Here is a 25,248-nt window from a genome sequence, read left to right as displayed (position 1 = left end):
CCTCAGGAGGGCCTTTCCGTTTCGGGCGTCGAATCGGCGCGCGCAGCGGGTCAGTCGTCCTCGCCGAGGCCGGCCGCCGCCTTCGCGCGGATCCGTGCGTGGTGGTACGCGCCTTGCGGGATGTGCAGCAGGTCGGCGATGCGCCACATCGTGTGGCGCTCGATGTCGCCGAGCTTGCCGTCGGCGTAGGCCACGCCCCACATCAGTTCGACCAGGCGCAGCTTCGCGGGCATCTCCCAGCGCTCGTCGACCGGCGAGGTGAAGGCGAACAGGTCGGACGCCGTGCGGGCGGTGCGCTCGGCCTGCGCGGTGAGCGCGTCGGCCTCGTCCTCGGACAGCGCGAACAGCACGGTGAGCGCCTTGCCCACCGCCGAGCGCTCGACGCCGGAGAAATCCGCGTCGGAGCGCATCACCTCGACGAGCAGCACCGCGGCCGCCAGCGGCAACGACGGCGCGCCGCCCCGCGAGCCGCCGAACGCGTCGTCCGGCGCCAGCGTGTCGAAGAGGTCCATGAGCGACTTGAACATGTCTGCATGGTGGCACGCGCAGGGGGCCGGACCTTACGTGCGTCTTAAGGTTGCCCGCCCGTCGGATGGATGGCACGCACCCTACCGAATCTCCCCCAAAGGGAGGTGACACACCTTACAGTGGCACGCCTCCCTGAGTTTCACGACCATCCGCCCCGACGGCAGTCCCGCCGTCGTTCACAGGGAGAGTGTGTTGAAGAAGATCGTTCTACTGGCGGCAGTCCTGCTCGCCGCTCCGCTGGCTCATGCGGATTACAAGCCCATCGTCCAGGACCGCTACTACACAGCAACCGTGGCCGTGGGCGGTGGCAGCGCTTCCTACCGCCAGCCCTGGCTGGTCGGTAACGGCCTGTCGACCGTCGCCAATGACATCGTGGCGCTGCCCGCCTCGCTGCAGAGCGGCATCAATGCCGAACTCGACAAGCTGCTCAAGGAGAAGTACGGCGGCTTCCTGATCAACGGCACCTTGACCGGTCCGTACAACCTGCACCTCTATCCGAGCTCCGGCTATGTGCTGAGCGACCTGACCGGTCCGACATACGTCGGCGTCGGCCGAGCCACCCGCAAGGAGTTCGGCGTCACCGTCACCTGCCAGGTCACCGTCTCGCTGCGCGACATCTCCATCCGGGCCCAGTTCGGCTCCGACGGCAGCGGAACGACCAACGAGCGTCTCGGCATCTCCGCCACCTCCTCGTCGACCTCTATCTGCGACAACAGCCTGAGCTGGGTGCCGTTCCTGGGTGACCTGCTGAACAACGTCATCGAGGGCAAGATCAACGACGCTGTCGGTAACGGCATCAAGCAGTTCAGCAACGAGGTCGCATCGAAGTTCTTCTTCCTGCGCGACGTGAATTTCCAGAACGGTTTCGATCGCCTGCTGGCCAACGTGCCCAATCCCACCCGGGCTGACGGCACGGTCATCTTCCCGCTCCGCGAATTCGTCCGCGACAACGTCGCCTACCTGCTGACCGGCGCGGACATGACGCTGTCCCTCGGCACCTGGGCGCCGGTCAACGTCAAGCCGGGCGTGGGCGAGCCACACGAGACCGTACTCGTCGGCACCTTGCTAAGCTGGAGTGTCAGTTCCCAGGCGGTCAGCTTCAGTGCCAGCCTCACCGACACGGCCGTGGTGAGTTGGCAATACATCTGCCCGAACAACCGCCCGACCTGCACCGCACCCTGATTCGCGGATCACGCGAAAAGTCAAAGGCCGCGCCCGAGGGCGCGGCCTTCCTCATGGGATGAAGCGAATAGACGGCGCGATCACCGCACCTTGCCATCCTTCCACGCATTCAGCAGCTTCTCGTAGGCGATGGTCTCGCCCTTGGGCTTCTCGTTGGCCAGCTTGGCCCACGGCGCGCCCTTGTCGGACAGCCACTTCTTCGGGTCTTCCTTCTTGTTGAGCTTGGGCGCGCACTTGGCCATGCCGGCGCGCTCCAGCCGCGCCATCACCGCGTCCATCTCGTCGGCCAGCGTGTCCATCGCGGCCTGCGGCGTCTTCTCGCCGGTCACCGCCTGCGCCACGTTCTTCCACCACAGCTGCGCCAGCTTCGGATAGTCCGGCACGTTCGTGCCCGTGGGCGTCCACGCCACGCGCGCCGGCGAGCGATAGAACTCGATCAGGCCGCCGTACTTGTTGGCGTTCTTGGTGAAGTAGTCGCTGCGGATGTCGCTGTCGCGGATGAAGGTCAGGCCCTGGATGCTCTTCTTCAAGCTCACCGACTTGGCCGTCACGAACTGCGCGTACAGCCAGGCCGCCGCGGTCCGGTTGGCGTCATGACCGCTGAAGAAGGTCCAGCTGCCCACGTCCTGGTAGCCGTTCTGCATGCCGTCCTTCCAGTACGGCCCGTTGGGGCCGGGCGCCATGCGCCACTTCGGCGTGCCGTCCGCGTTCACCACCGGCAGGCCCGGCTTGACCATGTCCGCCGTGAACGCCGTGTACCAGAAGATCTGCTGCGCGATCTGACCCTGCGCCGGCACCGGGCCCGATTCCCCGAAGGTCATCCCGGTCGCTTCCTTGGGCGCGTACTTCTTCATCCAGTCGACGTACTTGGTCAGCGCGTAGACCGCCGCCGGCGAGTTGGTCGCGCCGCCGCGCGCCACCGAGGCGCCCACCGGCGTGCACTTGTCGTCGGCGACGCGGATGCCCCACTCGTCGACCGGCATGCCGTTGGGGATGCCCTTGTCCGCCGCGCCGGCCATCGACAGCCACGCGTCGGTGAAGCGCCAGCCCAGCGACGGGTCCTTCTTGCCGTAGTCCATGTGGCCGTAGATCGGCTTGCCGTCGAGCGTCTTCACGTCGTTGGAGAAGAAGGCGGCGATGTCCTCGTAGGCGCTCCAGTTCAGCGGCACGCCCAGGTCGTAGCCGTACTTGGCCTTGAACTTGTCCTGCAGGTCCTTGCGCGCGAACAGGTCGGCGCGGAACCAGTACAGGTTGGCGAACTGCTGGTCGGGCAGCTGGTAGAGCTTGCCGTCCGGCGCCGTCGTGAAGCTGGTGCCGATGAAGTCCTTCAGGTCCAGGCCCGGGTTCGTCCACTCCTTGCCCGCGCCGGTCATGTAGTCGGAAAGATTCATGATCTTCCCGTACCGGTAGTGCGTGCCGATCAGGTCGGAGTCGGAGATCCAGCCGTCGTAGATGCTCTTGCCCGACTGCATCGAGGTCTGCAACTTCTCGACGACGTCGCCTTCCTGGATCAGGTCGTGCTTGACCGTGATGCCGGTGATCTCGGCGAAGGCCTTGGCCAGCACCTTGCTCTCGTACTCGTGCGTGGTCAGCGTCTCGGACACCACCGAGATCTCCTTCACGCCCTTGGCCTGGAGCTTCTTGGCCGCCTCGATGAACCACTTCATCTCGGCCGTCTGCTTGTCCTTGGACAGGGTCGACGGCTGGAATTCGCTGTCGATCCACTTCTTCGCCTCGGCCTCGCCGGCCCACGCGGCGTTTGCTCCCAACGCCAGCAATGCGGCCACGGCCAGCGCGGAATACTTGCTCTTGTTCACGCTTGTCTCCTGTGTCTGTCGAATCTCCCCCTGCATGAGGACGAATCGCGGCTCCGGGGGAACGGGGAAGCCGAATTCCTTGAAGCTTGAACTACTCGATCATCCCTTGCGCAGGATCAGGCCCAGCACCAGCATCGACGCGATGAAGCTGATCCAGACGCTGGGTTCGGCCTCGAGCTGGAACCACTCGGCCATCTTCGCGCCCAGGCCGACGAAGGCCAGGTTGATGTACGCGGCCGTCAGCAGGCCGATGAACAGCCGGTCGCCGCGCGTCGTGCGCATCGGCAGCCAGCCCTTGCGCAGCGTCGTCGGCGACTTGATCTCCCACACCGTCATGCCGATCAGCATCAACACCACGCAGGTGAAGAAGACGGCGACCGGGGTCGTCCACACCATCCAATCGAACATCAGAACTCCTTTTGGCCGGCGTCAGCCCGGCCGTCGTCAAGCGGCACCCATGGACCGGGCTCCGCCGGGCCATCGGGTGCGCCCCCTTGAGGGGGCCGCCGTAGGCGGTAGGGGGTGGTCATACTCTGCCCATCGCAAAGCCTTTTGCGATGTAGTGCCGGACAAACCAGATGACGATCGCGCCCGGCACGATCGTCAGCGTGCCGGCCGCGGCCAGCGTCGCCCAGTCCATGCCGGAGGCGCTGACGGTACGCGTCATCGTCGCGACGATGGGCTTGGCGTTGACGCTGGTCAGCGTGCGCGCCAGCAGCAGTTCCACCCACGAGAACATGAAGCAGAAGAACGCCGCCACGCCCACGCCCGCCTTGATCAGCGGCAGGAACACGGTCAGGAAGAAGCGCGGGAAGCTGTAGCCGTCGATGTAGGCGGTCTCGTCGATCTCGCGCGGGATGCCGCTCATGAAGCCTTCCAGGATCCACACCGCCAGTGGCACGTTGAACAGCAGATGCGCCAGCGCGACCGCGATGTGCGTGTCCATCAGCCCCAGCGTCGTGTACAGCTGGAAGAACGGCAGCAGGAACACCGCCGGCGGCGTCATGCGGTTGGTCAGCAGCCAGAAGAAGACGTGCTTGTCGCCGAGGAACGAGTAGCGGCTGAACGCATAGGCGGCCGGCAGCGCCACGCTGACCGAGATCACCATGTTGATGCCGACGTAGATCAGGCTGTTGATGTAGCCGCTGTACCAGGACGGGTCGGTGAAGATGGTCTTGTAGCTGGCCAACGAGAAGTGCTGCGGCCAGAGGCTGAAGCTGGAGAGGATCTCCTCGTTGGTCTTGAAGCTCATGTTGACCATCCAGTAGATGGGCAGCAGCGCGAAGAGCAGGTACGCGATCAGGAAGATCGTGCGCTTGCGGAAACGGCGTTCATCCATGAGCGCTCTCCGTTTTGTCTTGCGTGCCGAGCGACTGCATCCAGTTGTAGAGGATGAAGCACAGCAGCAGGATGATCAGGAAGTAGATCAGCGAGAACGCCGCCGCCGGGCCGAGGTCGAACTGGCCGACCGCCTTCTGCGTCAGGTACTGGCTGAGGAAGGTCGTCGCATTGCCGGGACCGCCGCCGGTGAGGACGAAGGGCTCGGTGTAGATCATGAAGCTGTCCATGAAGCGCAGCAGCACCGCGATCATCAGCACGCCCCGCATCTTGGGCAGCTGGATGTAGCGGAACACGGCGAACTTGCTGGCGCCGTCGATGCGCGCGGCCTGGTAGTAGGCGTCGGGGATGGAGCGCAGTCCGGCGAAGCACAGCAGGGCCACCAGTGGCGTCCAGTGCCAGACATCCATGACCAGCACCGTGATCCACGCGTCGGTCGCATCGCCGGTGTAGTTGTAGTCGACGCCCAGCGCCTGCAGCGACGCGCCGAGCAGCCCGATGTCCGCGCGGCCGTAGATCTGCCAGATGGTGCCGACGACGTTCCACGGGATCAGCAGCGACAGCGCGACGATCACCAGCACCAGCGACGAACGCCAGCCCTGCGCCGGCATCGACAGCGCCAGGCAGATGCCCAGCGGGATCTCGACCAGCAGCACCGCCAGCGAGAAGCCGAGCTGGCGCAGCAGCGCGCCGTGGAGCTCCTCGTCACGCATCACCGCGGCGAACCACTCGGTGCCGACGAAGACGCGCCGCTCGGGCGAGATGATGTCCTGGACCGAGTAGTTCACCACCGTCATCAGCGGCAGGATGGCCGAGAAGGCCACGCACAGGAACACGGGCAGGACGAGGAACCAGGCCTTCTGGTTGATCGGTTTCATGCGAGGCCCTCCGGAGCACCCGAGGTGATCGCCGCGAAGGTCGCGGCCATGGGTACCGCGCCGGCGATCAGCCGCTCGTCGGCACCGTAGAAACAGGTGTGGGGATTGAGGACGCGCAGGGCCACCGTGGCGCCGGCCGCGGGCGGCTGCGCATGGGCGGACAGACGCGCCTTCAGCGTGTGCGGTCCCACCTTGGCGGTGAGCAGCCAGTAGGTGCCGATGTCCTGGACCTGGCTGACCACGCCGGTCACCGTGCCCGGCAGCGCGGGCACGCCGTCACCGACATCGTCGACCTCGACGTATTCGGGTCGGATGCCCACCATGAACGGCTCCGCCCGGGAGAGCGCGGCCCCGGCGACGGGATCGACCGAACCGGCGACCGGCTGCCCGGCGACGCTCAGTCCGCCGCCGTCCTCCAGCGCCGCCGGCAGGAAGTTCATGCCCGGCGAACCGATGAAGTGGCCGACGAAGCGATGGCTCGGGCGTTCAAACAGCTCGCCCGCCGAGCCGACCTGCACCGCGCGACCCCGCGTCATGACGACGATCTGGTCCGCGAAGGTCAGCGCCTCGACCTGGTCGTGGGTGACGTAGATCAGCGTGAGCTTGAGCTCGTTGTGGATCTGCTTGAGCTTGCGGCGCAGCTGCCACTTCAGGTGGGGATCGATGACGGTCAGCGGCTCGTCGAAGAGCACGGCCGAGACGTCCTCGCGCACCAGCCCGCGGCCCAGCGAGATCTTCTGCTTGGCGTCGGCGGACAGCCCGGAGGCGCGCTGGTTCAACTGGCCGTTGAGCTCGAGCATCTCCGCGATCTTCCCGACGCGCGCCTTGATCTTGTCCGCCGCCACGCCGCGGTTGCGCAGCGGGAAGGCGAGGTTCTCGGCCACCGTCATCGTGTCGTAGATGACGGGGAACTGGAACACCTGCGCGATGTTGCGCTGCTGCGGCGTCAGCCCGGTGACGTCGCGGCCGTCGAAGCGCACGGTGCCCTGCGAGGGCCGCAGCAGCCCGGAGACGATGTTCAGCAGCGTCGTCTTGCCGCAGCCCGAGGGGCCGAGCAGCGCATAGGCGCCGCCGTCCTCGAAGCTCATCTTCAGCGGGAGCAGCGCGTAGTCGCTGTCTTCCTTCGGATCGGGCCGGTACGCGTGGGCGAGGTCCAGGTCGATGCGGGCCATCAGCGGGCTCCCTGGCGCTCGGGGGCGCGCGTCAGCAACCCGGCCGCGTCGAAGACGTGGACATGGGCGGCATTGAGGTACAGCGTCAGCGGGGCGCCGAGCTCGAAGTCGTGCACGCCGGTCAGCTGCGCGACGAGTTCGCCGACCTCGGTGTGGGCGTGGACGAAGGTGTCGGAGCCGGAGATCTCGGCCAGTTCCACCTCGCCCTTGATCGCGATGTCGCCGGGCCGCTGCGTGACATGCAGCGCGCTGGCACGCACGCCCACCGTCACGCCGCCCTGCCCCGGCAGCGCCAGGTCGAGCCCCGGCCGCAGTTGCAGCCGGTCGCCGAGTCCCTGGGCGATGACGAGGTTCATCGGCGGATCGCTGAAGGCCCGCGCGACGCGCAGCGACGCGGGTCGGTGGAAGACCTCGGCGGTCGGACCGTATTGCAGCAGCTCGCCGGCGTCCATCACCGCGGTGTAGCCGCCGAGCTGGAGCGCCTCCGCCGGTTCGGTCGTCGCGTAGACCACGGTCGACTCCCCGGCGGCGAACAGCTGGCCGAGTTCCTCGCGCAGTTCCTCCCGCAGCTTGTAGTCGAGGTTCACCAGCGGCTCGTCCAGCAGCATCAGCGGCGCCTGCTTGGCCAGCGCGCGCGCCAGCGCGACGCGCTGCTGCTGGCCGCCGGACAGTTGCGCGGGCAGCTTGTCGAGGTGCATCTCGATGTGCAGCTTGTCGGCCAGTTCGTCGACGCGCTTGCGGATGGCGTCGCGATCGAGCTTGCCGCGCAGCTTCAGCGGAGACGCGATGTTGTCGCGCACGCTCATCGACGGGTAGTTGATGAACTGCTGGTAGACCATCGCGACGTCGCGCTTGCGCACCGGCCAGCCGGTGACGTCCGTGCCGTCGACCGTCACGCTGCCGTCGCTGGGCTTGTCCAGGCCCGCCATCAGGCGCATCAGCGTCGTCTTGCCGGCCTGCGTCGCGCCCAGCAGCACGGTGACCGCGTTCGGCACCAGCCGCAGGTCCATCGGGTACAGGTGTTGCTGCGCGCCGACCTTGTGGCTCACGCCGCGCAAGCTCAGCTCCATGATGTCGGCTCCATCGGGGTGTCTCTTCGCATGTCGTTCTTGTGGATCGGTCTCTGGATCGGTTGCCCGATCGGAGTCGGGATCGGCGCCCGCGCCGGGGTCAGGTCATGCCGCCGCGGCCGGCGGCTTGGCCCAGAGGTGCTCGCGCTCGGCGAACCACTGGACCACCGCCATCCGCTGCGCCTCGGTGTAATGCAGTCCCAGCTTGGAGCGGCGCCACAGCACGTCGTCCGCGGCGCGCGCCCACTCCTCGCGGACCAGGTATTCGAGTTCCGCCTGGTGCAGCCCCGGGGCAATCTCCGGGCCAAGGTCGTCGATCCGCTCCGCGCCGCCGAGCACGCGCCCGAGACGCGCGCCGTAGGCCCGCGCGAGGCGCCGCGCCAACGACGGCGGCAGCCACGGATGGCGCTGGCCGACGGCCGACAGCAGGCGCTGGAAATCGGTATCGGGCCGCTGCGGCGCGCCGATCCAGTCGCGCAGGTCGCCGCCGGGAAGATGGGCGTGCTCGGTCCAGGCCCGGCGCCGATCGCCGAGCAGGTCACCCAGCAGGTCGGCCGCATCCTCCGCCAGCTTGCGGAAGGTCGTGATCTTGCCGCCCCACACGCTCAGCAGCGGCGCGCCGCCGTCGGCGTGGGTCTCGAGCAGATAGTCGCGCGTCACCGCCGACGGATCGCCGGACGCGTCGTCCAGCAGCGGCCGCACGCCGGCGTAGGTCCAGACCACGTCCGACGCGACCACAGGCTCGCGGAAGTAGCGGCTGGCCTGCTCGCAGAGGTAGGCGATCTCGCGCTCGTCGATGCGCGCCTTGCCAAAGCCCGCCAGCGCGTCCGGCGCCAGCTCCACGTCGGTCGTGCCGATCAGCGTGAAGTCGTCTTCGTAGGGGATGGCGAAGATGATCCGCTTGTCCGGGTTCTGGAAGATGTAGGCGTGGTCGTGCTGGAAACGCTTGTGCACGATGATGTGGCTGCCCTTGACCAGGCGCAGGCTCTTCGTGGCGAGCGCCTCGCCACGCGCGGGCGCGGCGACCTCGCGCAGGAAGCCTTCGGCCCAAGGGCCCGCCGCGTTGACCAGCGCGCGCGCCTTCAGCGTGCGGTCGCCGTCGGCACAGCGCAGCGTCGCGGTCCAATGATCCGCGTGTCGCTGCGCGGCGGTGACCGTCGTGCGGGTGTGCAGCACGGCGCCGTGCTCACGCGCGTCGAGCGCGTTCAGCAGCACCAGCCGCGCGTCGTCGACCCAGCCGTCGGAATAGACGAAGCCCTTCGTGTACTCGGCCTTCAGCGGCTCGCCGTAGGGCGAGCGCCGCAGGTCCACGCCCTCGGAGCCCGGCAGCACCTCGCGCCGCGCCAGGTGGTCGTAGAGGAACAGGCCGATGCGGATCATCCAGGCCGGGCGCATCGCCGCGTCGTGCGGCATCACGAAGCGCAGCGGCCACATGATGTGCGGGGCGCTGCGCAGCAGGACTTCGCGCTCCTGCAGTGCCTTGCGCACGAGCGAGAACTCGTAGTACTCGAGGTAGCGCAGCCCGCCATGGATCAGCTTGGTCGAGGACGAGGACGTGTGCGCCGCGAAGTCCGAGGCTTCCGCCAGCACGACCTTCCAGCCGCGGCCGGCCAGGTCGCGCGCGATGCCGGCGCCGTTGATGCCGCCGCCGACGACGAGCACGTCGCAGTCACCGATCGCGCCGCCCACGCCGGCGGCGTCGCGCGCGCCGGCGACGCCTGCATCGAGGGAGGCGCGGTCAACGGAGATCGGTTCGGGGATCGAGGCGGCGGTCAAGGTGTCTCCTTGGAGCGAATTGGCCGGACAGTCAAACGGCCACCTTGCGATGGCCGTTGGAAAGTTCGCAATTCTGTTCTTCTTTTTTCTTTTTAGCGCGAATATGCGCGTTTCGATTGAGGGTTAACCCGATCAATTGTTCGTTTCGGTTCCTTTAGCCTGCGCGCCATGAATCCGAACCCTCGTCAGAACAATCTGCTGCAGGAGGTGCGCGCCCATGGATCGGTGAGCGTCGAGGCGCTGGCCGAGAAGTTCGGCGTGACGCTGCAGACGGTGCGCCGGGACGTGCAGCGCCTGGCCGAGGCCGGCCTGGTGCAGCGCTTCCACGGCGGCGTGCGCGTGCCGTCGTCGACCACGGAGAACATCGCCTACCGCCAACGCCAGGCCATGCAGGCCGACGGCAAGGCGCGCATCGCGCGCGCCATCGCGGCGCGCATCCCCGCCGGCTGCTCGCTGATCCTGAACCTGGGGACAACGACGGAGGCGGTGGCGCACGCGCTGCTGCGCCACAAGGGCCTGCGGGTGATCACGAACAACCTGAACGTCGCGATGATCCTGAGCGACAACCCGGACTGCGAGCTGGTGATGGTCGGCGGCTCGGTGCGGCACCGCGACCGCGGCATCGTCGGCGAGGCGGCGGTCGACTTCATCCGCCAGTTCAAGGTGGACATCGGGCTGATCGGCATCTCGGGCATCGAGTCCGACGGCAGCCTGCGCGACTTCGACTATCGCGAGGTGATGGTCGCGCGGACCATCGTCGAGCATTCGCGCGAGGTGTGGGTCGCGGCGGACGCGACCAAGTTCAACCGGCCGGCGATGGCCGAGGTGGCCCGCCTGCCGCAGATCGACGCGCTGTACACCGACGAGCCGCCGCCGGAGCCCTTCCCCGCGCTGATGGCCGATGCGGGCGTGGAGCTCGTGGTCGCGCCGTAGCATCGCGACGGGTTCTTTCCAAAGGCAGTTCAAGAACACAACGAGCGAGACAAGCCATGACCTATCTGCTGGCCCTGGACCAGGGCACCTCGAGTTCGCGCGCGATCGTCTTCGACGCGCAGGGGCGCATCGTCGCGATGGCGCAGCGCGAGTTCCGCCAGATCTATCCGCAGCCCGGCTGGGTCGAGCACGATGCCGATGAAATCTGGGAGACGCAGCTTGCCGTCGCCCGCGAGGTGCTGACCAAGGCGTCGCTGAAAGCCGCCGAGGTGAAGGCGATCGGCATCACCAACCAGCGGGAGACGACGCTGGTGTGGAACCGCAAGACCGGCCGGCCGATCCATCACGCGATCGTCTGGCAGGACCGGCGGGCCGAGCCGCAATGCGCCGCGCTGCGCGAGCAGGGCCACGGCGCGCGCATCCAGGAGAAGACGGGGCTGGTGGTCGACGCGTACTTCTCGGGGACGAAGCTGCAGTGGATCCTCGACAACGTCGCTGGCGCGCGTGACGCGGCGGAGCGCGGCGAGCTCGCCTTCGGCACGATCGACAGCTGGCTGATCTGGAAGCTCACGAACGGCGAGGTGCACGTCACCGACGTGAGCAACGCGTCGCGCACGATGCTGTTCAACGTGCGTGAGAACCAATGGGATGAAGCGCTGCTCGCGCTGCTGCGCATTCCGAAATCGCTGCTGCCCGAGGTGAAGCCGTCGGCTTCGGACTTCGGCCGTGTCGCGCCGGAGCATCTCGGCACGGCGCTGATGATCGGCGGCATCGGCGGCGACCAGCAGAGCGCGCTGTTCGGCCAGGCCTGCTTCGAGGCGGGCATGGCCAAGAACACCTACGGCACCGGCTGCTTCATGCTGATGCACACGGGGCCGCGCTTCCAGACCAGCGCGAACGGGCTGATCACGACGAGCGCGGCGCAGATCGACGCGACGCCGCAGTACGCGCTCGAAGGCAGCGTCTTCATCGGCGGCGCGGTGGTGCAGTGGCTGCGCGACGGGCTGAACGCGATCAAGGGCAGCGGCGAGGTGCAGGGGCTCGCGGAGAGCGTTCCCGACGCGGGCGGCGTGATGTTCGTGCCGGCCTTCACTGGCCTGGGCGCGCCCTACTGGGACGCGGAGGCACGCGGCGCCATCGTGGGCCTCACGCGCGGATCGACAGTGGCGCACATCGCGCGCGCGGCGCTGGAGAGCATCGCGTTCCAGAGCGCGGCGCTGCTGCAGGCGATGAGCCGCGATGCCGTCGCGGCCGGCGGCGCGCCGGTGAGCGAGCTGCGCGTCGACGGCGGCGCGTGCGTGAACGACCTGCTGATGCAGTTCCAGGCGGACCTGCTCGGCATCCCGGTCGTGCGTCCGAAGGTGATCGAGACGACGGCGCTCGGCGCGGCCTACCTCGCCGGCCTCACGGCGGGCGTCTACGGCAACCTCGGCGACATCGGCCGCAACTGGCAGACGGAGCGCACCTTCCGCCCGACCATGTCGCGCGACCGCGCCGAGACGCTGATGGCGCAGTGGGAACGCGCGGTGAGGCAGGCCTCGGCGCGCTGAACGGCCCCCTCTTCGGAAGGCCCCATTCAGGGGGTCAGGTCTTCACCCCTCAATGACAAGTTTGAGGAAGTGCCAGACGGAATCGGCGTGCCTAGAGTTGCGAGCTTCTTCCATTGAGAGCTTGAATCTGCCGATGCCCAAATTTCACTTCCGCGAAATAGGTCCGTTTGCAACGATCGATGAATGCAATCGAGTCACGATACCTGACCAAGTATTGAAAGAGTTCCATCTGGAGCCCGGTGACCAAGTGGAGTTCTCGTCGCTCAGTGACGACGAGTTTCTCTTCTACATCAGACCCAGGCCTCCGCTTGGCGAAGGTCCTCAGCCCAACCGATTCGGTCGCCCGTTGACGATCGAGGAGATGAACGACGGAATCGGCGAGGCGGTGGTCGAGAGCTATCTCCGGTCGGTTGGTGAGTTACCTCGCGTGCGCGCACGCTATCGCGATGACAACAGGGGCCTCACAGCCCCAGCGACTCCCCTGCCCCCAGAAGCGTGAGCACCCCCAGCACCGCGAAGATGATCGCCGCGATGCCGTGAACCAGCCGCACCGGCAGCTTGTGCGCGAGCTTGTCGCCCACCAGCACCGCCGGCACGTTGGCGATCATCATGCCGAGGGTCGTGCCCGCGACCACCATCCACAGGTCGTTGAAGCGCGCCGCCAGCGCCACTGTGGCGATCTGCGTCTTGTCGCCCATCTCGGCCAGGAAGAAGGCCACGATCGTCGTGCCCAGCACGCCCAGGCGGAACTTGCCGCCGGTCTCCTCTTCGTCGATCTTGTCGGGGATCAGCGTCCACGCCGCCATCGCGATGAAGCCCACACCCAGCACCCAGCGCAGCGTCTGCGGCGACACCTGCGTCGTGATCCAGCTGCCGACAGCACCCGCACAAGCGTGATTGACCAAGGTCGCGATCAGGATGCCCAGCACGATCGGTCCCGGCTTGCGGAAGCGCGCCGCCAGGATGAAGGCCAGCAACTGGGTCTTGTCGCCGATTTCGGCGAGGGCCACGAGGCCGGTGGAGATGAGGAAGGCTTCCATGAAAGACTCAGCGGCCGAGACGAACCAATGACCACGTCACCGCCGGCCGCAAAGTCCGGGGACATGGTCAAAGGTCTCGCCAGGCTGGGAACCGGTGGGTTCCTGGCTACCTCGCGCCATGAGCCAAGGCTCAAGTCTGTTGACGCGGGTCTGCTGAATCGGCCCGTCGGGCGACGGGCGGGGTGCAGCGGCTACTCCCCAATGACAGCCCGCATTGTAGTCAAGGCCAGCCCCGGCCACGCGCGCTGCGCCGGCTCCGGCGACCCCGCGTCGCCCAGCAGCAGCAGATGTGTGCGGCCTTCGCGCCAGCTGGACGCCATCAGCAGCTGCAGCACCGGCGCGCTCACTGCGCGCACGCGCTGCGGCCAGTGGACGCAGTCCTCGAGTTCCCCCACCGCCAGCGCCTGCGCCAGCAGCGCATCCGGCGCTTCGGTGAGCTCGAACTCCCAGTCCCCTTGTGCCAGTGCCTGCGCGAGCGCCAGGTCCTCCGGCGTCACCGCCTCGGCCGCGAGCAATGGCAGTTGCTCGCGCAACAGCGTGAGCTGCTCCGGCACCGCCGACGCCGGCAAGGTCACGCTCAGCCGCCAGCACAACGCGCCGCCGAGGGACTCCATCTCACTCTCCCACGGCCACGGCAGCCGCGCCGCGAGCCGTTGATGCATCAGCGTGCGCGCCAGCTCGCGCAAAGCGGGCGGCGTGCCGCGCGGCACCGGCGTCTGCACGATCAGCCGGCAGCCCTGCCCCTGCGGCAGCGGCAGGAACTGCGCGATCGCCGGCGTGGGCGCCGCGGCGGGCAGCGCCACCGCCGGCGTCGGACCGGTCGCCGGCACCTTCGGCACGCGCCAGCCGCCCATGAAGTCCTCGGCTAGCCCGCGCGCCGTCTGCAAGCTCAGGTCGCCGGTGAACAGCAGCACCGCGCGCTCCGGCCGCCAGTACTGGCGGTGGAAGGCCAGCACGTCCTCGCGGCGCAGCCGCTTCAGGCTGGCCGTGGTCTGCACCGGCTGCGCGCGGCCCCGGAACTGCCGCCGCGCCGCCCACGGCGCGAGCAGCAGCGCATCGGCGCGACGCAGCACCAGCGCATCGATGGCGCGGCTGCGGATGTGCTCGAGCGATTCGAAGGCGAGCAGCGGCCGCTGCGTCAGGTCCGCCAGCAGGTTGACCGCGTCGTCGCACTGATCGGGCAAAGCCTCCAGCACGATCTCCGCCGTCGACGGCGTCAACTCCAGCCGCAGCGGCAGGCCCAGCAGGTCGCCCGCATAGGCGATGTCGGCGGATTCCATCTCCTCGCCGTCGCGCTTCGCGCCTTGCGCCAGCATCGACAACGCCACCTCCGCCAGACCGTCCTTGCCCGCCGGGTCGCGCAGCCAGCCGCCTTCGCCGATCAGTCGGACCGCCGTGCGCGGCGCGCCGGGACGCGGCAGCACGATGACGCGCAATCCGTTCGCGAGCTTCGTCTGCTCGAGCGGCAACGGCTGCGGCGCCGGGGCCGAAGGCGCCTCGGGCGGTCGGTCGAAACCATCCTGCGCCAACGCCGGCCAGGCCGTCGATCCCGACACGATCGCCGTGCCGAGCATCAGCCCCCGGCGGCTCAGATCGACCGTCATGCGGCGACCCCCGCGGCGGCGCCGATGTCCGCCAGCAGCGTCAGCACGGGCGCCTGCACGACCTGTTTGCGCCAGAACTGCTGCACCTCGGCACCGCTCAGCTTGACCCACGTCGCCATGTCCTTGGCCGGTGCGCCGGCGTCGCCCCGCACCGCCCAGGCCGTGCCGAGCGAACGCGCCAGGCGGTCCGCGGTCCAGTCGTCCGACAAGGTCTGGCGCCGCAGCAGCGCCTTGGCCTTGTTGAGTTCCTCGTCGGTCACCGGCTCGTCGGCCAGGCGCAGCACTTCCTGCTGCAGGGCCTGCGCCACCGGCGCGGACGTCTGCCCGTGGGCCGCCAGCGCCTGCGCGACCAGCAGCCCCGCGTCCCGATGCGTGTCCAGACGCAGGCTGAGCTGATGCGCCAGCGCCTTCTCGTCGACCAGCGTGTCGATCAGCCGGCCGGAACGACCCAGTCCGAGCAGCGCGTGGGCGAGCTGCCAGATCGGCAGGGTCGGATCGTCGGCGCGCGGCACCTGCCAGACCAGCGCGGCGGCCGGCAGCGGCGCCTGCGCGAGCGACAGTTTCTGAGTCTGACTCTGAGGGCGGCGCGACTCGCGAACGTCGACCGGCTCGGGCGCCGTCGCGGGCGGCATCGGCGGCCGGATCGAGCCGAAGTAATGCATCACCCAGCGCGCGACGGCCGCTTCATCGAACGCGCCCGTGACGACGAGCAATGCGCGGTCGCAGCTGAAGCGGTTGGCATGGAAGGCCCGCACGGTGTCGATGTCCAGGTCCTTGAGCTGCTCCGGGTCGCCGAGCGCGCCGCGCTGGTACGGATGCGTCAGGTAGCCGTGGCGCTGGACGGCGAGGTCCAGCCGCGCATAGGGATGGAGCTGCGGCGCCTGCACCGCCTGGCGCAGCTGTTGCCGCGCGGTGGCGAGCGCGTCCGGCTCCAGCCGCGGGTTGCTCATGCGTTCGGCCTCGGCCCACAGCACGCGTTCGAGCTGATGCGCGGGCACGACGGTCTGCAGCGCGGCGAAGTCCTCGTCGATCTCGATGCCGCTGCGACCGCCGGCCGAAGCGACCAGCCGGTTGAACTGGCCGGGCTCCAGGTAACGGCTGGCGCCGGCGACGAGTCGCAGCACCAGATGCGTCATGCCGCTGCGGCCGGTGGGATCGTCGCGTCCGCCGCAACGGTAGACGACGCGCACCGCCGCCTGCGTGCTTGCGACCGGACGCGCCAGCCAGAGCAGGCCGTTGGGAAGCCGTTGCGGCTCGAGGGACGGGGCACTCATGGGCGGCAATCCTAGCTGCCAATCCGCTGTCAGCAGCCGGTCCGCATCATGGACGCGACGTCGTCCTACACGATGGCCCACCCGAATCGGGGGGCCTCGGTCAGGGCGACGGGGGAGCCGGCTCGCGCCGACGCCCCGCGCGCAGGGGACATGTGCCCCGCTGTCATCGTCCTTCCACGGAGAGCCCGCCATGAGCGCCTTGAACTTCGCCTACACGATCGTCTACGTCGAGGACGTGGGTGCGTCGCTGGACTTCTTCGAGCGCGCCTTCGGGCTCCGGCGACGTTTCCTGCACGAGTCCGGCGCCTATGGCGAGCTGGAGACCGGCGCCACGACCCTGTCCTTCGCGCGGCACGACATCGCGCGCGGCAATCTCGGCCAGGACTACCGGAAAGCCGAGGACGGCGCGCCCCTGGGCATGGAGATCGGACTCTCCACGCAGGACGTCCCCGCCGCCTACGCCCTGGCGCTGGCCGCCGGCGCGCAAGGCCTGACCCCGCCGATGACCAAGCCCTGGGGCCAGGTGGTGGCCTACGTCCGATGTCCCGACGGGACGCTGGTCGAGATCTGCACGCCCATCTGAACGCCCACCTGAACGCTGCCGACGCGTCCTACGCGTCGTCTCCAACGCCCGGGCGCGGCTCGACCACGATCCGGGCGTGGCGCTGGAAGGTGAAGTAGGCCCAGGCCCAATCCGCGAAGACGCGGACGCGGTTGCGGAAGCCGATCAGGAAGTACACGTGCACGAACAGCCAGAACAGCCACGCGGAGAAGCCGCTGAACTGGATCGTCCCCAGGTCGGCGACGGCCGCCTTGCGGCCGATCGTCGCGAGGTTGCCGTAATCGCGGTAATGGAACGGCGGCTCCGAACGCCCTTGCATCCGCGCCAGGATCTGCCGCGCGGCATGCCGGCCGGCCTGCTTCGCACCGGGGCTGACGCCGGGCACCGGCTTGCGGCTGCCGTCCTTCTCGAGGCTGGTCGCCGCGGCCATGTCGCCGACGACGTAGATCTCCGGATGGCCGGGGATGTTCATGTGCTCGTCGACGACCACGCGACCCGCGCGATCGAGCGGCACCTCCAGCGTGCGGGCCAGCGGCGACGCCGCCACCCCGGCCGCCCAGACCTTGGTCCGCGACGCGATGCGTTCCGTGCCGCCATCGGCGGTCTGGAGGTCGACGCCCGCCTCGTCGATGCCGACGACGCGGCAGCCGGTCCGCACCACCACGCCGATGCGTTCCAGCTGCGCCTGGGCCTGCGCCGACTGCGCCGGCTTGAACGCCGCCAGGATCCGGTCCGAGCCCTCGACCAGCAGCACCTGCGCGCGGCTGGGATCGATGCGGCGGAATTCGTCGCGCAGCGTGTGGCGGGCGATCTCGGCCAGCGTGCCGGCCATCTCGACCCCGGTCGGCCCGCCGCCGATGACGACGAAGTTCAGCCACGGCGCGCGGCTGGCGGCATCGGGCAGTGTCTCGGCGCGCTCGAAGGCGCTCAGCAGCCGGGCCCGCAGCTGGAAGGCGTCAGCCAGCGTCTTCAGTCCGGGCGCGTGCGCCTGCCACTGGTCGTTGCCGAAGTAGCTGTGCGTGGCGCCGGCGGCCACGATCAATTGGTCATACCCCACGCGCTGGCCATCGGCGAGCACGATCTCCCGCGCGTCCTTGTGGACGGCCTCGACGTCGGCCATCAGCACCGTGAGATTGCGCTGGTGCCGCCGCATGTGGCGGATCGGCGAGGCGATCGACGGCGCGGACAGCCCTGCCGTCGCGACCTGGTACAGCAGCGGCTGGAATAGGTGGTGGTTGCTGCGATCGATCAGCGTGACGCGGACCGGCGCGCCGTCGAGGACCTTGGTGGCCTCCAGGCCGCCAAAACCGCAACCGACGATCACGACATGGGGAAGCACAACATGTGGGTCAGCCATGCGACACATCGTAGCGGGGATGACGACCTGGACAGGTCATGCCCATGGCCGACAATCATCGGATGCGCCGCGCCGACCGCCTGTTCCAGATCGTCCAACTCATCCGTGGACGCCGTCTCACGACGGCCGAGTTCCTCTCCCAGCGGCTGGAGGTGTCGATCCGCACCGTCTACCGCGACGTCGCCGCGCTGCAGCAGCAGGGCGTGCCGATCGACGGCGAGGCGGGCGTCGGTTACCGCATGCGGGTGGGCTTCGAATTGCCGCCGCTGATGTTCAGCGCCGAGGAAGCCCAGTCGCTGGTCGCCGCGGTACGGCTGGCGCAGCCGCAGCTCGACGCGGTGCTCGGCCAGCGCGCGGAGGAGGCGCTCGGCAAGATCTTCGCGGTGCTGCCCGGCACGGCGCGCGCGGCGGCCGAAAGCCTCACCGTCTACGCGCCGCAGCGCGGCCTCGACGACGCCACCCGCGAGCGCCTCACCCACCTGCGCCAGGCCACCGAATCCCGCACCAAGCTGCGCCTGCACTACCTCGACCTCAGCGACCAGACCAGCACGCGCCTCGTGCGGCCGCTGGCCTGCTTCTTCTGGGGACCGGTGTGGACCTTCTCCGCCTGGTGCGAGTTGAGAGAGGATTTCCGCAGCTTCCGCGTCGACCGCGTGCAGCAGCTCGAGATGACGGAAGAGCGCTTCCGCGACGAGCCCGGCAAGACGCTCGCCGATCTGCAGCGGCGCGAGAACGCGCGCGAGAACTGGGCCTAGTCCGAACGGACCGGCGTCAGCGGTCCTGGATCAGCGGACAGGCATCGGCGGCTCCAACGCCGTCGAGCGGCATCAGCGGACCGCCACGCCCTGCGGCAGCACCGCGGCGCGCGGACGCCAGCGCAGCAGCGGCGCCTCGATCCAGCGATGGAAGGGCAACGCGGCCAGGTTGCTGAGGAACCAGGCGGCCACCAGCGCCAGCGGCGCGAGCGCATCCAGCATGGGGGCGGGACTCTCGGCGCGGTGCTCGTAGATCGCGTTCACGAGCAGGCAGACCGGGAAGTGCACCAGGAAGAGCGCATACGCATGACGCGCCATGGCCTGGACCGGCGCCTGTCCGCGCCGCTCGAACCATGCCGGCAGCGTGCCGCGACGCCACATCACGATGACCACGGCCGTCAGCGCGGCGACGACCAGACGCTCCCGGAACTGCAGCGCCAGCGCGACCACCATCAGGCCGCCCAGCGCCAGCAGTCCGGCGCGGCGCGCGGCCGGCGCCCAGCCCTGGCACCAGTAGAGCAGCACGCCCAGGCCATAGGCGCCGAAGAAGTAGATCGCGTAGGCGTCCATGTCGGCCATGCGGTTGAACTTCAGCAGCGACGCGGCGCACAGGGCGCCGACGACGGCCGGCGCCATCCACTGCCGCGACGCGCGCGTCAGCGGCAGGCAACGCAGGCCCCACATCACCAGCAGCAGCAGGGCGAAGAGCTGGAAGTCGATCGCCACGTACCAGGCGCCGACGGTCAGCGCCTCGACCGACATCAGGTCGTGCAGCAGCAGCGCATGGGCCAGGATCTGCGTCAGGTGGACCTGGGTCGGGACCAGTTCGGGCAGCAGGGGCTGGACCAGCCAGGACGCCAGCAGCGTCAGCCCGACGGCCGCCATGAAGGGCGGCACCAGGCGCCAGTAGCGCTGCGCCAGCAGGGCCGGCGCGGAGCGGCGCAGTTGCGGCTCCTGCGCCGACAGCGCTCGCGCGCTGAGATAGCCGCCCAGGACGAGGAACACCTGCACGGCCATGCGGCCGTAGTCGTAGAGCCATCCCGACAGCAGCGGGAACAGGCCGTGCATTGCCTCGGCGATCGGTCCGTAGACCGACAGGTGATGCAGCACGATCAATTGCGCGGCGGCCGCGCGCAGCGCGTCCAGCGGGAACAGGCGAGAAGCCATCGGGGGTCGGCGGATTCGGTCGCCGACGATCCTGGGGAGCGCATTCGGCGGAAAACGAAGCGGCCACCGCGAGGTGGCCGTTGGATTGCGCCGGATTCTATAAGCAAATCAACAAGTTACATCGAGGCACAGATTCGGTGGCGGTCGCATGACGCCCGGGTGTCGCGCTCAGCGCTTGTCGCGCGGGCCCGGAGGACGCGGTTTCGGCGCGGGAAACAGCGTCCCGTTGAAGATCGCCGCGAACCAGCCGAGGTACCAGTCGACCAGCCGCTGCGGCCACGGCTTGGGCGGTGCTTTCACCGGCAGCGGGCGGTCGGAGGGATGGCGGCGCTCGACCGCGGCGGCGAAGGCGACGAGCCTCGCCCGGAGCGCCTGCAGCCCGGCGACCTTCGACGGCGTGGCGCCCTCGGCCTGGATCACGATCGCCACATGCAGCAGCGTGCGGTCGTCGCCGAGCGACTCCAACCGGAGTTGCGCCTGGCCCGTCACGGCGCCGGTGCGAGGGCCGCGCCCGTCGAAGCTCAGGCGCAGTCGGCTGGGCGCGTCGAGATCGAGCTGCAGGACACGTCCGTCGAATCCCGCCAACGCCAGCGCGAACGCGCCCGGCGCATCGCCGGCCTGGAGGCGGGCGCCCTCGGGCAGGCTGTCCGCGAGCAGGGTCAGGTCGTGCAGCGTCTTCCAGGCCAGGGCCTGCGGGACGGGCAGCACGAGGTCGTCGTTGAGGGCGAGCGTGGGCATGTCGTCGATTGTGAGCCTGCATGCCCGGTGCGACGCAGACGGGAGCGAAATTCGCTATGGTGCGCGGATGGACAACATGGACCTGCAGGTGCTGCGCCAAGTGCAGCAATGGATCGACGCCGACCAGCGCGTCGTGCTCGGCACCATCACGCGGACCTGGGGCTCGGCGCCGCGGCCGGTCGGATCGATCGTCGCGGTGCGGGCGGACGGGCTGATCACCGGATCGGTCTCCGGCGGCTGCATCGAGGACGACCTGGTCGCGAAGATCCGCGAGGGCGCGCTGTCCCTGGAAACGCCGGAGCTGATCCGCTACGGCGTCGGGGCGGAGGCGGCGCAGCGCTTCGGCCTGCCCTGCGGCGGCACCTTGGAGCTGATGCTGGAGCCGGTCGGCGCGCACTCGGCGATCGCGCCGCTGCTGGAGCGGCTGTCGCGCGGCGAGCGCGTGCTGCGCACGCTCGACCTGGCGACCGGCGCCGTCTCACTCGCGGAGCCCGGCGCGCATTCGCGCGACGGCGCGGACCGGCTGGTGCTGAGTGACACCCAGCTGGTGACGCACCACGGGCCGCAATGGCGGCTGCTGATCATCGGCGCGGGGCAGATGAGCCAGTACCTGGCGCAGATGGCGCTGGCGCTCGACTACCAGGTGCAGGTCTGCGATCCGCGCGACGACTACCCGTGGACGCTGATCGCCGCGCCGCTGACGCGCGAGATGCCTGACGACGTCGTCCAGCGCCTGAAGCCCGACGGCCACACGGCGATCGTGGCGCTGACGCACGACCCCAAGCTCGACGACCTGGCGCTGATGGAGGCGCTGCGCGGGCCGGCGTTCTACGTCGGCGCGATCGGCTCGCGCGTGAACCAGGCCAAGCGCCGCGCGCGGCTGAAGGAACACTTCGACCTGACCGACGCGCAGCTCGATCGCCTGCACGGCCCGGTGGGCCTGCACATCGGCGCCCGCACCCCGCCCGAGATTGCGCTGGCGATCCTGGCGCACATGACCGCGGAGCGGTATGGGGTGCAGGTCAGCAGCAGCGCGGCGCCGGTGGATGGGAGCGAGGCCGGCTGCTTGCTGTGAACCAGGCGCGGCGTGGATCTGACGGTGACTCGCCCGCTCAGGCAGGCTGCGATGCCGATCGACCGGACTCCCAGGCTGCGGCCATCGGCAGCAACGCCGCCGCCGCCCAGCTCGCCAAGGCACCTCGCGCAGCGAGGCTGACGCACAGCGCGGGCAGGCCGCGCACCACCTGGCCGGTGCTCGGGACGAGCACCTCCAGACGCGCCATCTCGCGTCGACGCTCGAAGGCCGCGCCCGACCAGGCGGTCAGCCACGCCGCCGGCATCAGCGCCGCGGGTCCTTGCAATCGGGCGCCGTCACGCGCCGCGGTTCTCAGCACGCCGCGCAATGCCGGCAGGTCGCGCCAGGCACCGAGGCCCGCCGCCGTCGCGACCGGCATTGCGTCGATCGCGCGAAGCTCGGCCCGCGGGGGCATCGCTGCCGGCAGCCGGAAGTCCCAGGCAAGGCCGAGCCGCTTCAGCAGCATCAGCATCCACCAGCCCGGATCGAACTCACCCGGATAGAGACCCAGCCGCGCGGAGCCGGGAAAGGCATGGTGGTTGTTGTGCCAGCTCTCGCCCATCGTCAGCAGCGAGGTCCACCGGATGTTGCGCCCCTGGACGGCAGCGCCCTCCACCTCGTGATGCATGCCGCCCGCGTTGTGGGCGAAATGCCCGATCAGCCAGTGCCCGACGACACCGGCGCAGATCCGCGCGCACACCCCCCAGCAGACGAATGCCCAGCCGCCCACGGCGTACAGCAGCAACGCGGGCGGCAGCTGCTGCAGCATCCAGGTGCGTTCCAGCAGGCGCAGGTAGCGGTCATCGGCGATGCGGGGTTCCAGCGCAATACGCGGCTCGCGCGCGAGCCGCAGCTCGCAATGCAGCTGCCACCAGCCGTCACGCCAGAACGAGACACCGTGACGCAGGTACGGATGGCAATCGGGCAGGCGCTGCGCGAAGTCCCGCAGTTCGTGCTGACGCAGCAGTCCCAGCGGCCCCGCGAGGCCGACCTGGACGCCGAACCAGATCAGCAGCCGCTCGAGCCAGCGCGGCGCTTGATAGCTGTCGTGGATCAGCTTGCGATGGCTGCCGAGCGAGTGGCCCAGCAAGAGCACCGTGACCGTGGCCATCACGAACATCAGCACGGCGGACCAGGACAGGAAGAACCAGACGCCGACGAGCGCGCCAGCCAGATTCGCGAGCAACCAGAGCGACTTCAGCGGCGAGTAGCGGACCTCGCCGATGAGGACGTCTTCCGGCGCATCGACATGCACGCGATGGCCGTCGAGGGATTCAGGGGCGGCGAATGGCATGGTGGTCTCCAGGATCAGCCTTTGGCGGGCTTGGCTCGTTTGGCGGCTGCAACGGTCTTGATGGCCTTCGTGACCTTCGCCGTCCTGGCGGGAGTCGATGGCGCCGCGGCCTTGGCAGCACTGGCGCGCGCCTTTGCCTCCTGCTTGAGCGGCCGGCCGACCGGGCAGACCTCCAGCGCGTAGCCGGTCAGGCTGTTGACGAGGTTGTCCGGGTTCAAGCGATACAGGACGAACTGCCCCTGGCGCTCGCTGCTGACGAGACCGGCCAACTCGAGGATGGAGAGATGACGGGAAATCGCCGGCGCGCTCATGTTGAAGCGCTCGGCGAGCGCGCTCGTGCTCAGCTCGCCGCCGGACAGATACGCCAGGATCTGGCGACGCGGCCCGGAGGCCAATGCTTCGAAGACGCGATCGAGTTGCATGCGAATCAGCTATTAAGCAATTTGTTAATAGCTTATCGCCAATACACGTCGCCTGACAAGTGGGAGATCGAAATGACGAAGGGCCAGCACGCGGCTGGCCCTTGCTCGACGTCAAAGCCCTCGCCGAGGGCGACGTTCACCGCATGCTGTATCCCCGCCCATCCATGCATGCCTCCACCGCGCGGTTGAACACGCCGGCGTCGTTCATCGACGAGGGCTGCGTCGTCGCCCAGCGGTTGCATTCCTGGCGGTCGGCTTCGGTCTGGCCGGCGGACTGTCCGTTGCGCGGATAGATGATCGGATCGGGCCGCGGCGGCGCGACAGGCGCGGGTGTCGCGGCGTCGGCACCCGGCGGAGGCGCGACGACCACGTAGCCCGGCCCCGGCGAGGCCACCGTGTAGTAGGCGCCGTTGGCGTAGTAGTACGGGTAGCCGCCGATGCGCAGCGTCACGTAGGCGCTCGGCAGGATCGGCACCACGAAGCCCAGCGGCGGCGCGATCACGCGGAAGCTAGGGCCCCACGGCTGGTACCAGACGCCGCCGTGGTACCAGTAGCGGTTGCCCACGAACACCGCGCCGCCCGGCAAGCCGCGTGCGACGTAACCCGGCGCGGGGTAGTAGTGGTCATGGTGGTAGCGGCTGTCCAGGCGCAGGCCGATGTCGACGCGCGCACCGCCGCCGTGATGTTGCGCCGACGCCAGCCCCGCGGACAAAGCCAGTGCGACGGGAATCAACCAACGAAGCTTGTTCATGCTGCTCATGATCTGCTCGCGCCGTCCAACGGCGCCCAGGAAGTCCAGATGGCCTATTCAACGCCGCAGCGCTCGGCCACGTCTACGGGAGGGCGTTTCGCCGGGGTAAAGAACCATTGCTTCCGAAGCCCCCTGTGCACGCCGTCATGCACGCCGTCATGCACGCCGTCACGCCGGGTCGCGGCCGGACCCGCCGCCGGATCGGCGATGATGCCCGCCGCCTGGCGCCTCCCCCGTCATGGCACACCTCCACGAGAGATTCACGAGACATTCACGCCGCCGCCACGCGCCACCCCCACGCCATGATCGAGCTCTACTACTTCCCCAGCAACGCCAGCTTCGCGCCTCACGTCGTCCTGCATGAACTGGGCGTTCCGTTCCAGCTCCGGCTGGTCGACCGCGACAAGGACGAACACAAGTCGCCCGCGTTCCTCGCGATCAACCCGAACGGCCTGCTGCCCGCGATGCGCGACACGCGCGCAGGCGCGGACGACCTGGTGCTGTTCGAGACCGCGGCGATCCTGCTGCACCTCGCCGACACGCACCCCGACGCCGGCCTGATGCCGCCGCTCGGCAGCGCCCAGCGCGCGCGGGCCTACAAGTGGCTGATGTGGCTGACCAACACGCTGCAGCCCACCGTCATCGCCTACTACTACCCCGATCGTTTCGTCGCGCCGGGCAACACCGCCGGCAGCGCCGAGGTGAAGGCACAGGCGCAGGTCCGGGCCGGCGCGCAGCTGGATCTGCTCGCCGCCGAGTTCGAGCGCCATGGCGGCCCCTTCATGCTCGGCGAGCGCTACTCGGTGCTGGATGCCTTCGCGTTCATGCTCTGCCGCTGGACGCGCAACTTCGTCGATCCGGCGCGCAACCGCCCGGCGCTGGGCGCCTTCCTCGAACGCATGGCGCAACGCCCCGCGCTGCAGCGCGCGATCGAGACCGAGAAATTGCCGAAGCCCTGGTTCTGA

General features: G+C 69.0%; 24 protein-coding genes and 1 riboswitch. Of the genes, 7 read left to right on the top strand and 17 right to left on the bottom strand.

The window, feature by feature from the left end; all coding sequences use genetic code 11:
• Positions 1-50: 50 nt before the first annotated feature.
• Positions 51-527 carry a tellurite resistance TerB family protein gene (locus AC1VNM_RS23405; RefSeq protein ID WP_483108490.1) on the bottom strand — a complete coding sequence of 159 codons (477 nt, stop codon included), beginning with the start codon at positions 525-527 and terminating at the stop codon, positions 51-53.
• Positions 528-720: 193 nt separating this feature from the next.
• Here AC1VNM_RS23405 and AC1VNM_RS23400 point away from each other — a divergent pair, with 193 nt between their 5' ends.
• A complete protein-coding gene (locus tag AC1VNM_RS23400; RefSeq protein ID WP_483108489.1) occupies positions 721-1,710 on the top strand; it encodes a hypothetical protein in 990 nt (329 codons plus the stop codon).
• A gap of 80 nt (positions 1,711-1,790) precedes the next feature.
• Here AC1VNM_RS23400 and AC1VNM_RS23395 read toward each other — a convergent pair whose 3' ends face one another.
• The 7 genes from AC1VNM_RS23395 to glpD form a co-directional block, all read right to left on the bottom strand.
• Positions 1,791-3,527: an ABC transporter substrate-binding protein gene (locus AC1VNM_RS23395; RefSeq protein ID WP_067279460.1), complete on the bottom strand. Its 1,737-nt coding sequence runs from the start codon at positions 3,525-3,527 to the stop codon at positions 1,791-1,793.
• A gap of 99 nt (positions 3,528-3,626) precedes the next feature.
• Positions 3,627-3,935 (bottom strand): DUF2160 domain-containing protein, encoded by a 309-nt coding sequence (locus tag AC1VNM_RS23390; protein WP_483108488.1) that lies wholly within the window; start codon positions 3,933-3,935, stop codon positions 3,627-3,629.
• A gap of 118 nt (positions 3,936-4,053) precedes the next feature.
• A complete protein-coding gene (locus tag AC1VNM_RS23385; RefSeq protein ID WP_297526369.1) occupies positions 4,054-4,866 on the bottom strand; it encodes a carbohydrate ABC transporter permease in 813 nt (270 codons plus the stop codon).
• Positions 4,859-5,743: a carbohydrate ABC transporter permease gene (locus AC1VNM_RS23380; RefSeq protein WP_483108487.1), complete on the bottom strand. Its 885-nt coding sequence runs from the start codon at positions 5,741-5,743 to the stop codon at positions 4,859-4,861. The genes AC1VNM_RS23385 and AC1VNM_RS23380 overlap by 8 nt, the downstream gene beginning before the upstream one ends.
• Positions 5,740-6,915, bottom strand: a complete 1,176-nt coding sequence (locus tag AC1VNM_RS23375; RefSeq protein WP_483108486.1) for an ABC transporter ATP-binding protein — start codon at positions 6,913-6,915, stop codon at positions 5,740-5,742. The genes AC1VNM_RS23380 and AC1VNM_RS23375 overlap by 4 nt, the downstream gene beginning before the upstream one ends.
• On the bottom strand, positions 6,915-7,985 hold the full coding sequence (locus AC1VNM_RS23370; protein ID WP_483108485.1) for an ABC transporter ATP-binding protein: 1,071 nt from the start codon (positions 7,983-7,985) through the stop codon (positions 6,915-6,917). The genes AC1VNM_RS23375 and AC1VNM_RS23370 overlap by 1 nt, the downstream gene beginning before the upstream one ends.
• A 105-nt stretch (positions 7,986-8,090) precedes the next feature.
• Positions 8,091-9,674, bottom strand: a complete 1,584-nt coding sequence (glpD, locus tag AC1VNM_RS23365) for a glycerol-3-phosphate dehydrogenase (protein WP_377161640.1) — start codon at positions 9,672-9,674, stop codon at positions 8,091-8,093.
• Between the two features lie 255 nt (positions 9,675-9,929).
• Here glpD and AC1VNM_RS23360 point away from each other — a divergent pair, with 255 nt between their 5' ends.
• Positions 9,930-10,694, top strand: coding sequence for a DeoR/GlpR family DNA-binding transcription regulator (locus AC1VNM_RS23360; RefSeq protein ID WP_483108484.1), 765 nt, complete (start codon positions 9,930-9,932; stop codon positions 10,692-10,694).
• A 56-nt stretch (positions 10,695-10,750) separates the two neighbouring features.
• Positions 10,751-12,244, top strand: coding sequence for a glycerol kinase GlpK (gene glpK, locus AC1VNM_RS23355; RefSeq protein ID WP_483108483.1), 1,494 nt, complete (start codon positions 10,751-10,753; stop codon positions 12,242-12,244).
• A gap of 461 nt (positions 12,245-12,705) precedes the next feature.
• Here the strand turns inward: glpK and AC1VNM_RS23350 are convergent, their stop codons facing one another.
• The 3 genes from AC1VNM_RS23350 to AC1VNM_RS23340 all read right to left on the bottom strand — a co-directional run bounded on the left by AC1VNM_RS23350 (position 12,706) and on the right by AC1VNM_RS23340 (position 16,162).
• Positions 12,706-13,284, bottom strand: coding sequence for a TMEM165/GDT1 family protein (locus tag AC1VNM_RS23350; protein WP_377158503.1), 579 nt, complete (start codon positions 13,282-13,284; stop codon positions 12,706-12,708).
• A gap of 78 nt (positions 13,285-13,362) precedes the next feature.
• Positions 13,363-13,496: riboswitch (yybP-ykoY riboswitch) on the bottom strand.
• Entirely contained in the window at positions 13,476-14,888 is a 1,413-nt protein-coding gene (locus tag AC1VNM_RS23345; protein WP_483108482.1) for a M16 family metallopeptidase, read from the bottom strand. Its footprint overlaps the riboswitch before it by 21 nt.
• Positions 14,885-16,162, bottom strand: coding sequence for a M16 family metallopeptidase (locus AC1VNM_RS23340; RefSeq protein WP_483108481.1), 1,278 nt, complete (start codon positions 16,160-16,162; stop codon positions 14,885-14,887). Before AC1VNM_RS23340 ends, AC1VNM_RS23345 begins: the two co-directional genes overlap by 4 nt.
• A gap of 199 nt (positions 16,163-16,361) precedes the next feature.
• Here AC1VNM_RS23340 and AC1VNM_RS23335 point away from each other — a divergent pair, with 199 nt between their 5' ends.
• A complete protein-coding gene (locus AC1VNM_RS23335) occupies positions 16,362-16,745 on the top strand; it encodes a VOC family protein (protein WP_483109320.1) in 384 nt (127 codons plus the stop codon).
• 28 nt (positions 16,746-16,773) lie between these two features.
• On the opposite strand, the gene AC1VNM_RS23330 is transcribed toward AC1VNM_RS23335, so the two are convergent.
• Positions 16,774-18,081: an NAD(P)/FAD-dependent oxidoreductase gene (locus AC1VNM_RS23330; protein ID WP_483108480.1), complete on the bottom strand. Its 1,308-nt coding sequence runs from the start codon at positions 18,079-18,081 to the stop codon at positions 16,774-16,776.
• Between the two features lie 62 nt (positions 18,082-18,143).
• On the opposite strand from AC1VNM_RS23330, the gene AC1VNM_RS23325 reads away from it, so the two are divergent.
• Positions 18,144-18,836, top strand: a complete 693-nt coding sequence (locus tag AC1VNM_RS23325; RefSeq protein WP_377161644.1) for a helix-turn-helix transcriptional regulator — start codon at positions 18,144-18,146, stop codon at positions 18,834-18,836.
• A 72-nt stretch (positions 18,837-18,908) separates the two neighbouring features.
• Here AC1VNM_RS23325 and AC1VNM_RS23320 read toward each other — a convergent pair whose 3' ends face one another.
• Both AC1VNM_RS23320 and AC1VNM_RS23315 read right to left on the bottom strand, forming a co-directional pair.
• Entirely contained in the window at positions 18,909-20,003 is a 1,095-nt protein-coding gene (locus AC1VNM_RS23320) for an acyltransferase family protein (protein WP_483108479.1), read from the bottom strand.
• A gap of 168 nt (positions 20,004-20,171) precedes the next feature.
• Complete coding sequence (locus AC1VNM_RS23315; RefSeq protein WP_483108478.1) at positions 20,172-20,741, bottom strand: SRPBCC family protein; 570 nt, start codon at positions 20,739-20,741, stop codon at positions 20,172-20,174.
• A 67-nt stretch (positions 20,742-20,808) separates the two neighbouring features.
• Here AC1VNM_RS23315 and AC1VNM_RS23310 point away from each other — a divergent pair, with 67 nt between their 5' ends.
• A complete protein-coding gene (locus tag AC1VNM_RS23310) occupies positions 20,809-21,816 on the top strand; it encodes an XdhC family protein (protein ID WP_483108477.1) in 1,008 nt (335 codons plus the stop codon).
• A gap of 37 nt (positions 21,817-21,853) precedes the next feature.
• Here AC1VNM_RS23310 and AC1VNM_RS23305 read toward each other — a convergent pair whose 3' ends face one another.
• From AC1VNM_RS23305 to AC1VNM_RS23295, 3 genes are all read right to left on the bottom strand, one after another.
• Positions 21,854-23,110 (bottom strand): acyl-CoA desaturase, encoded by a 1,257-nt coding sequence (locus tag AC1VNM_RS23305; RefSeq protein ID WP_483108476.1) that lies wholly within the window; start codon positions 23,108-23,110, stop codon positions 21,854-21,856.
• Positions 23,111-23,124: 14 nt separating this feature from the next.
• Positions 23,125-23,532, bottom strand: coding sequence for a metalloregulator ArsR/SmtB family transcription factor (locus tag AC1VNM_RS23300; RefSeq protein ID WP_483108475.1), 408 nt, complete (start codon positions 23,530-23,532; stop codon positions 23,125-23,127).
• A 136-nt stretch (positions 23,533-23,668) separates the two neighbouring features.
• Positions 23,669-24,283, bottom strand: coding sequence for a DUF6515 family protein (locus AC1VNM_RS23295; RefSeq protein WP_377158518.1), 615 nt, complete (start codon positions 24,281-24,283; stop codon positions 23,669-23,671).
• Between the two features lie 302 nt (positions 24,284-24,585).
• Between AC1VNM_RS23295 and AC1VNM_RS23290 the strand changes: the two genes are divergently transcribed.
• Positions 24,586-25,248, top strand: a complete 663-nt coding sequence (locus AC1VNM_RS23290; protein WP_483108474.1) for a glutathione S-transferase family protein — start codon at positions 24,586-24,588, stop codon at positions 25,246-25,248.

This window comes from Mitsuaria sp. MSU3D (assembly GCF_056867975.1).
Note: the sequence above shows the minus strand (reverse complement) of the source record. Positions and strands in the feature narration are given on the sequence as shown.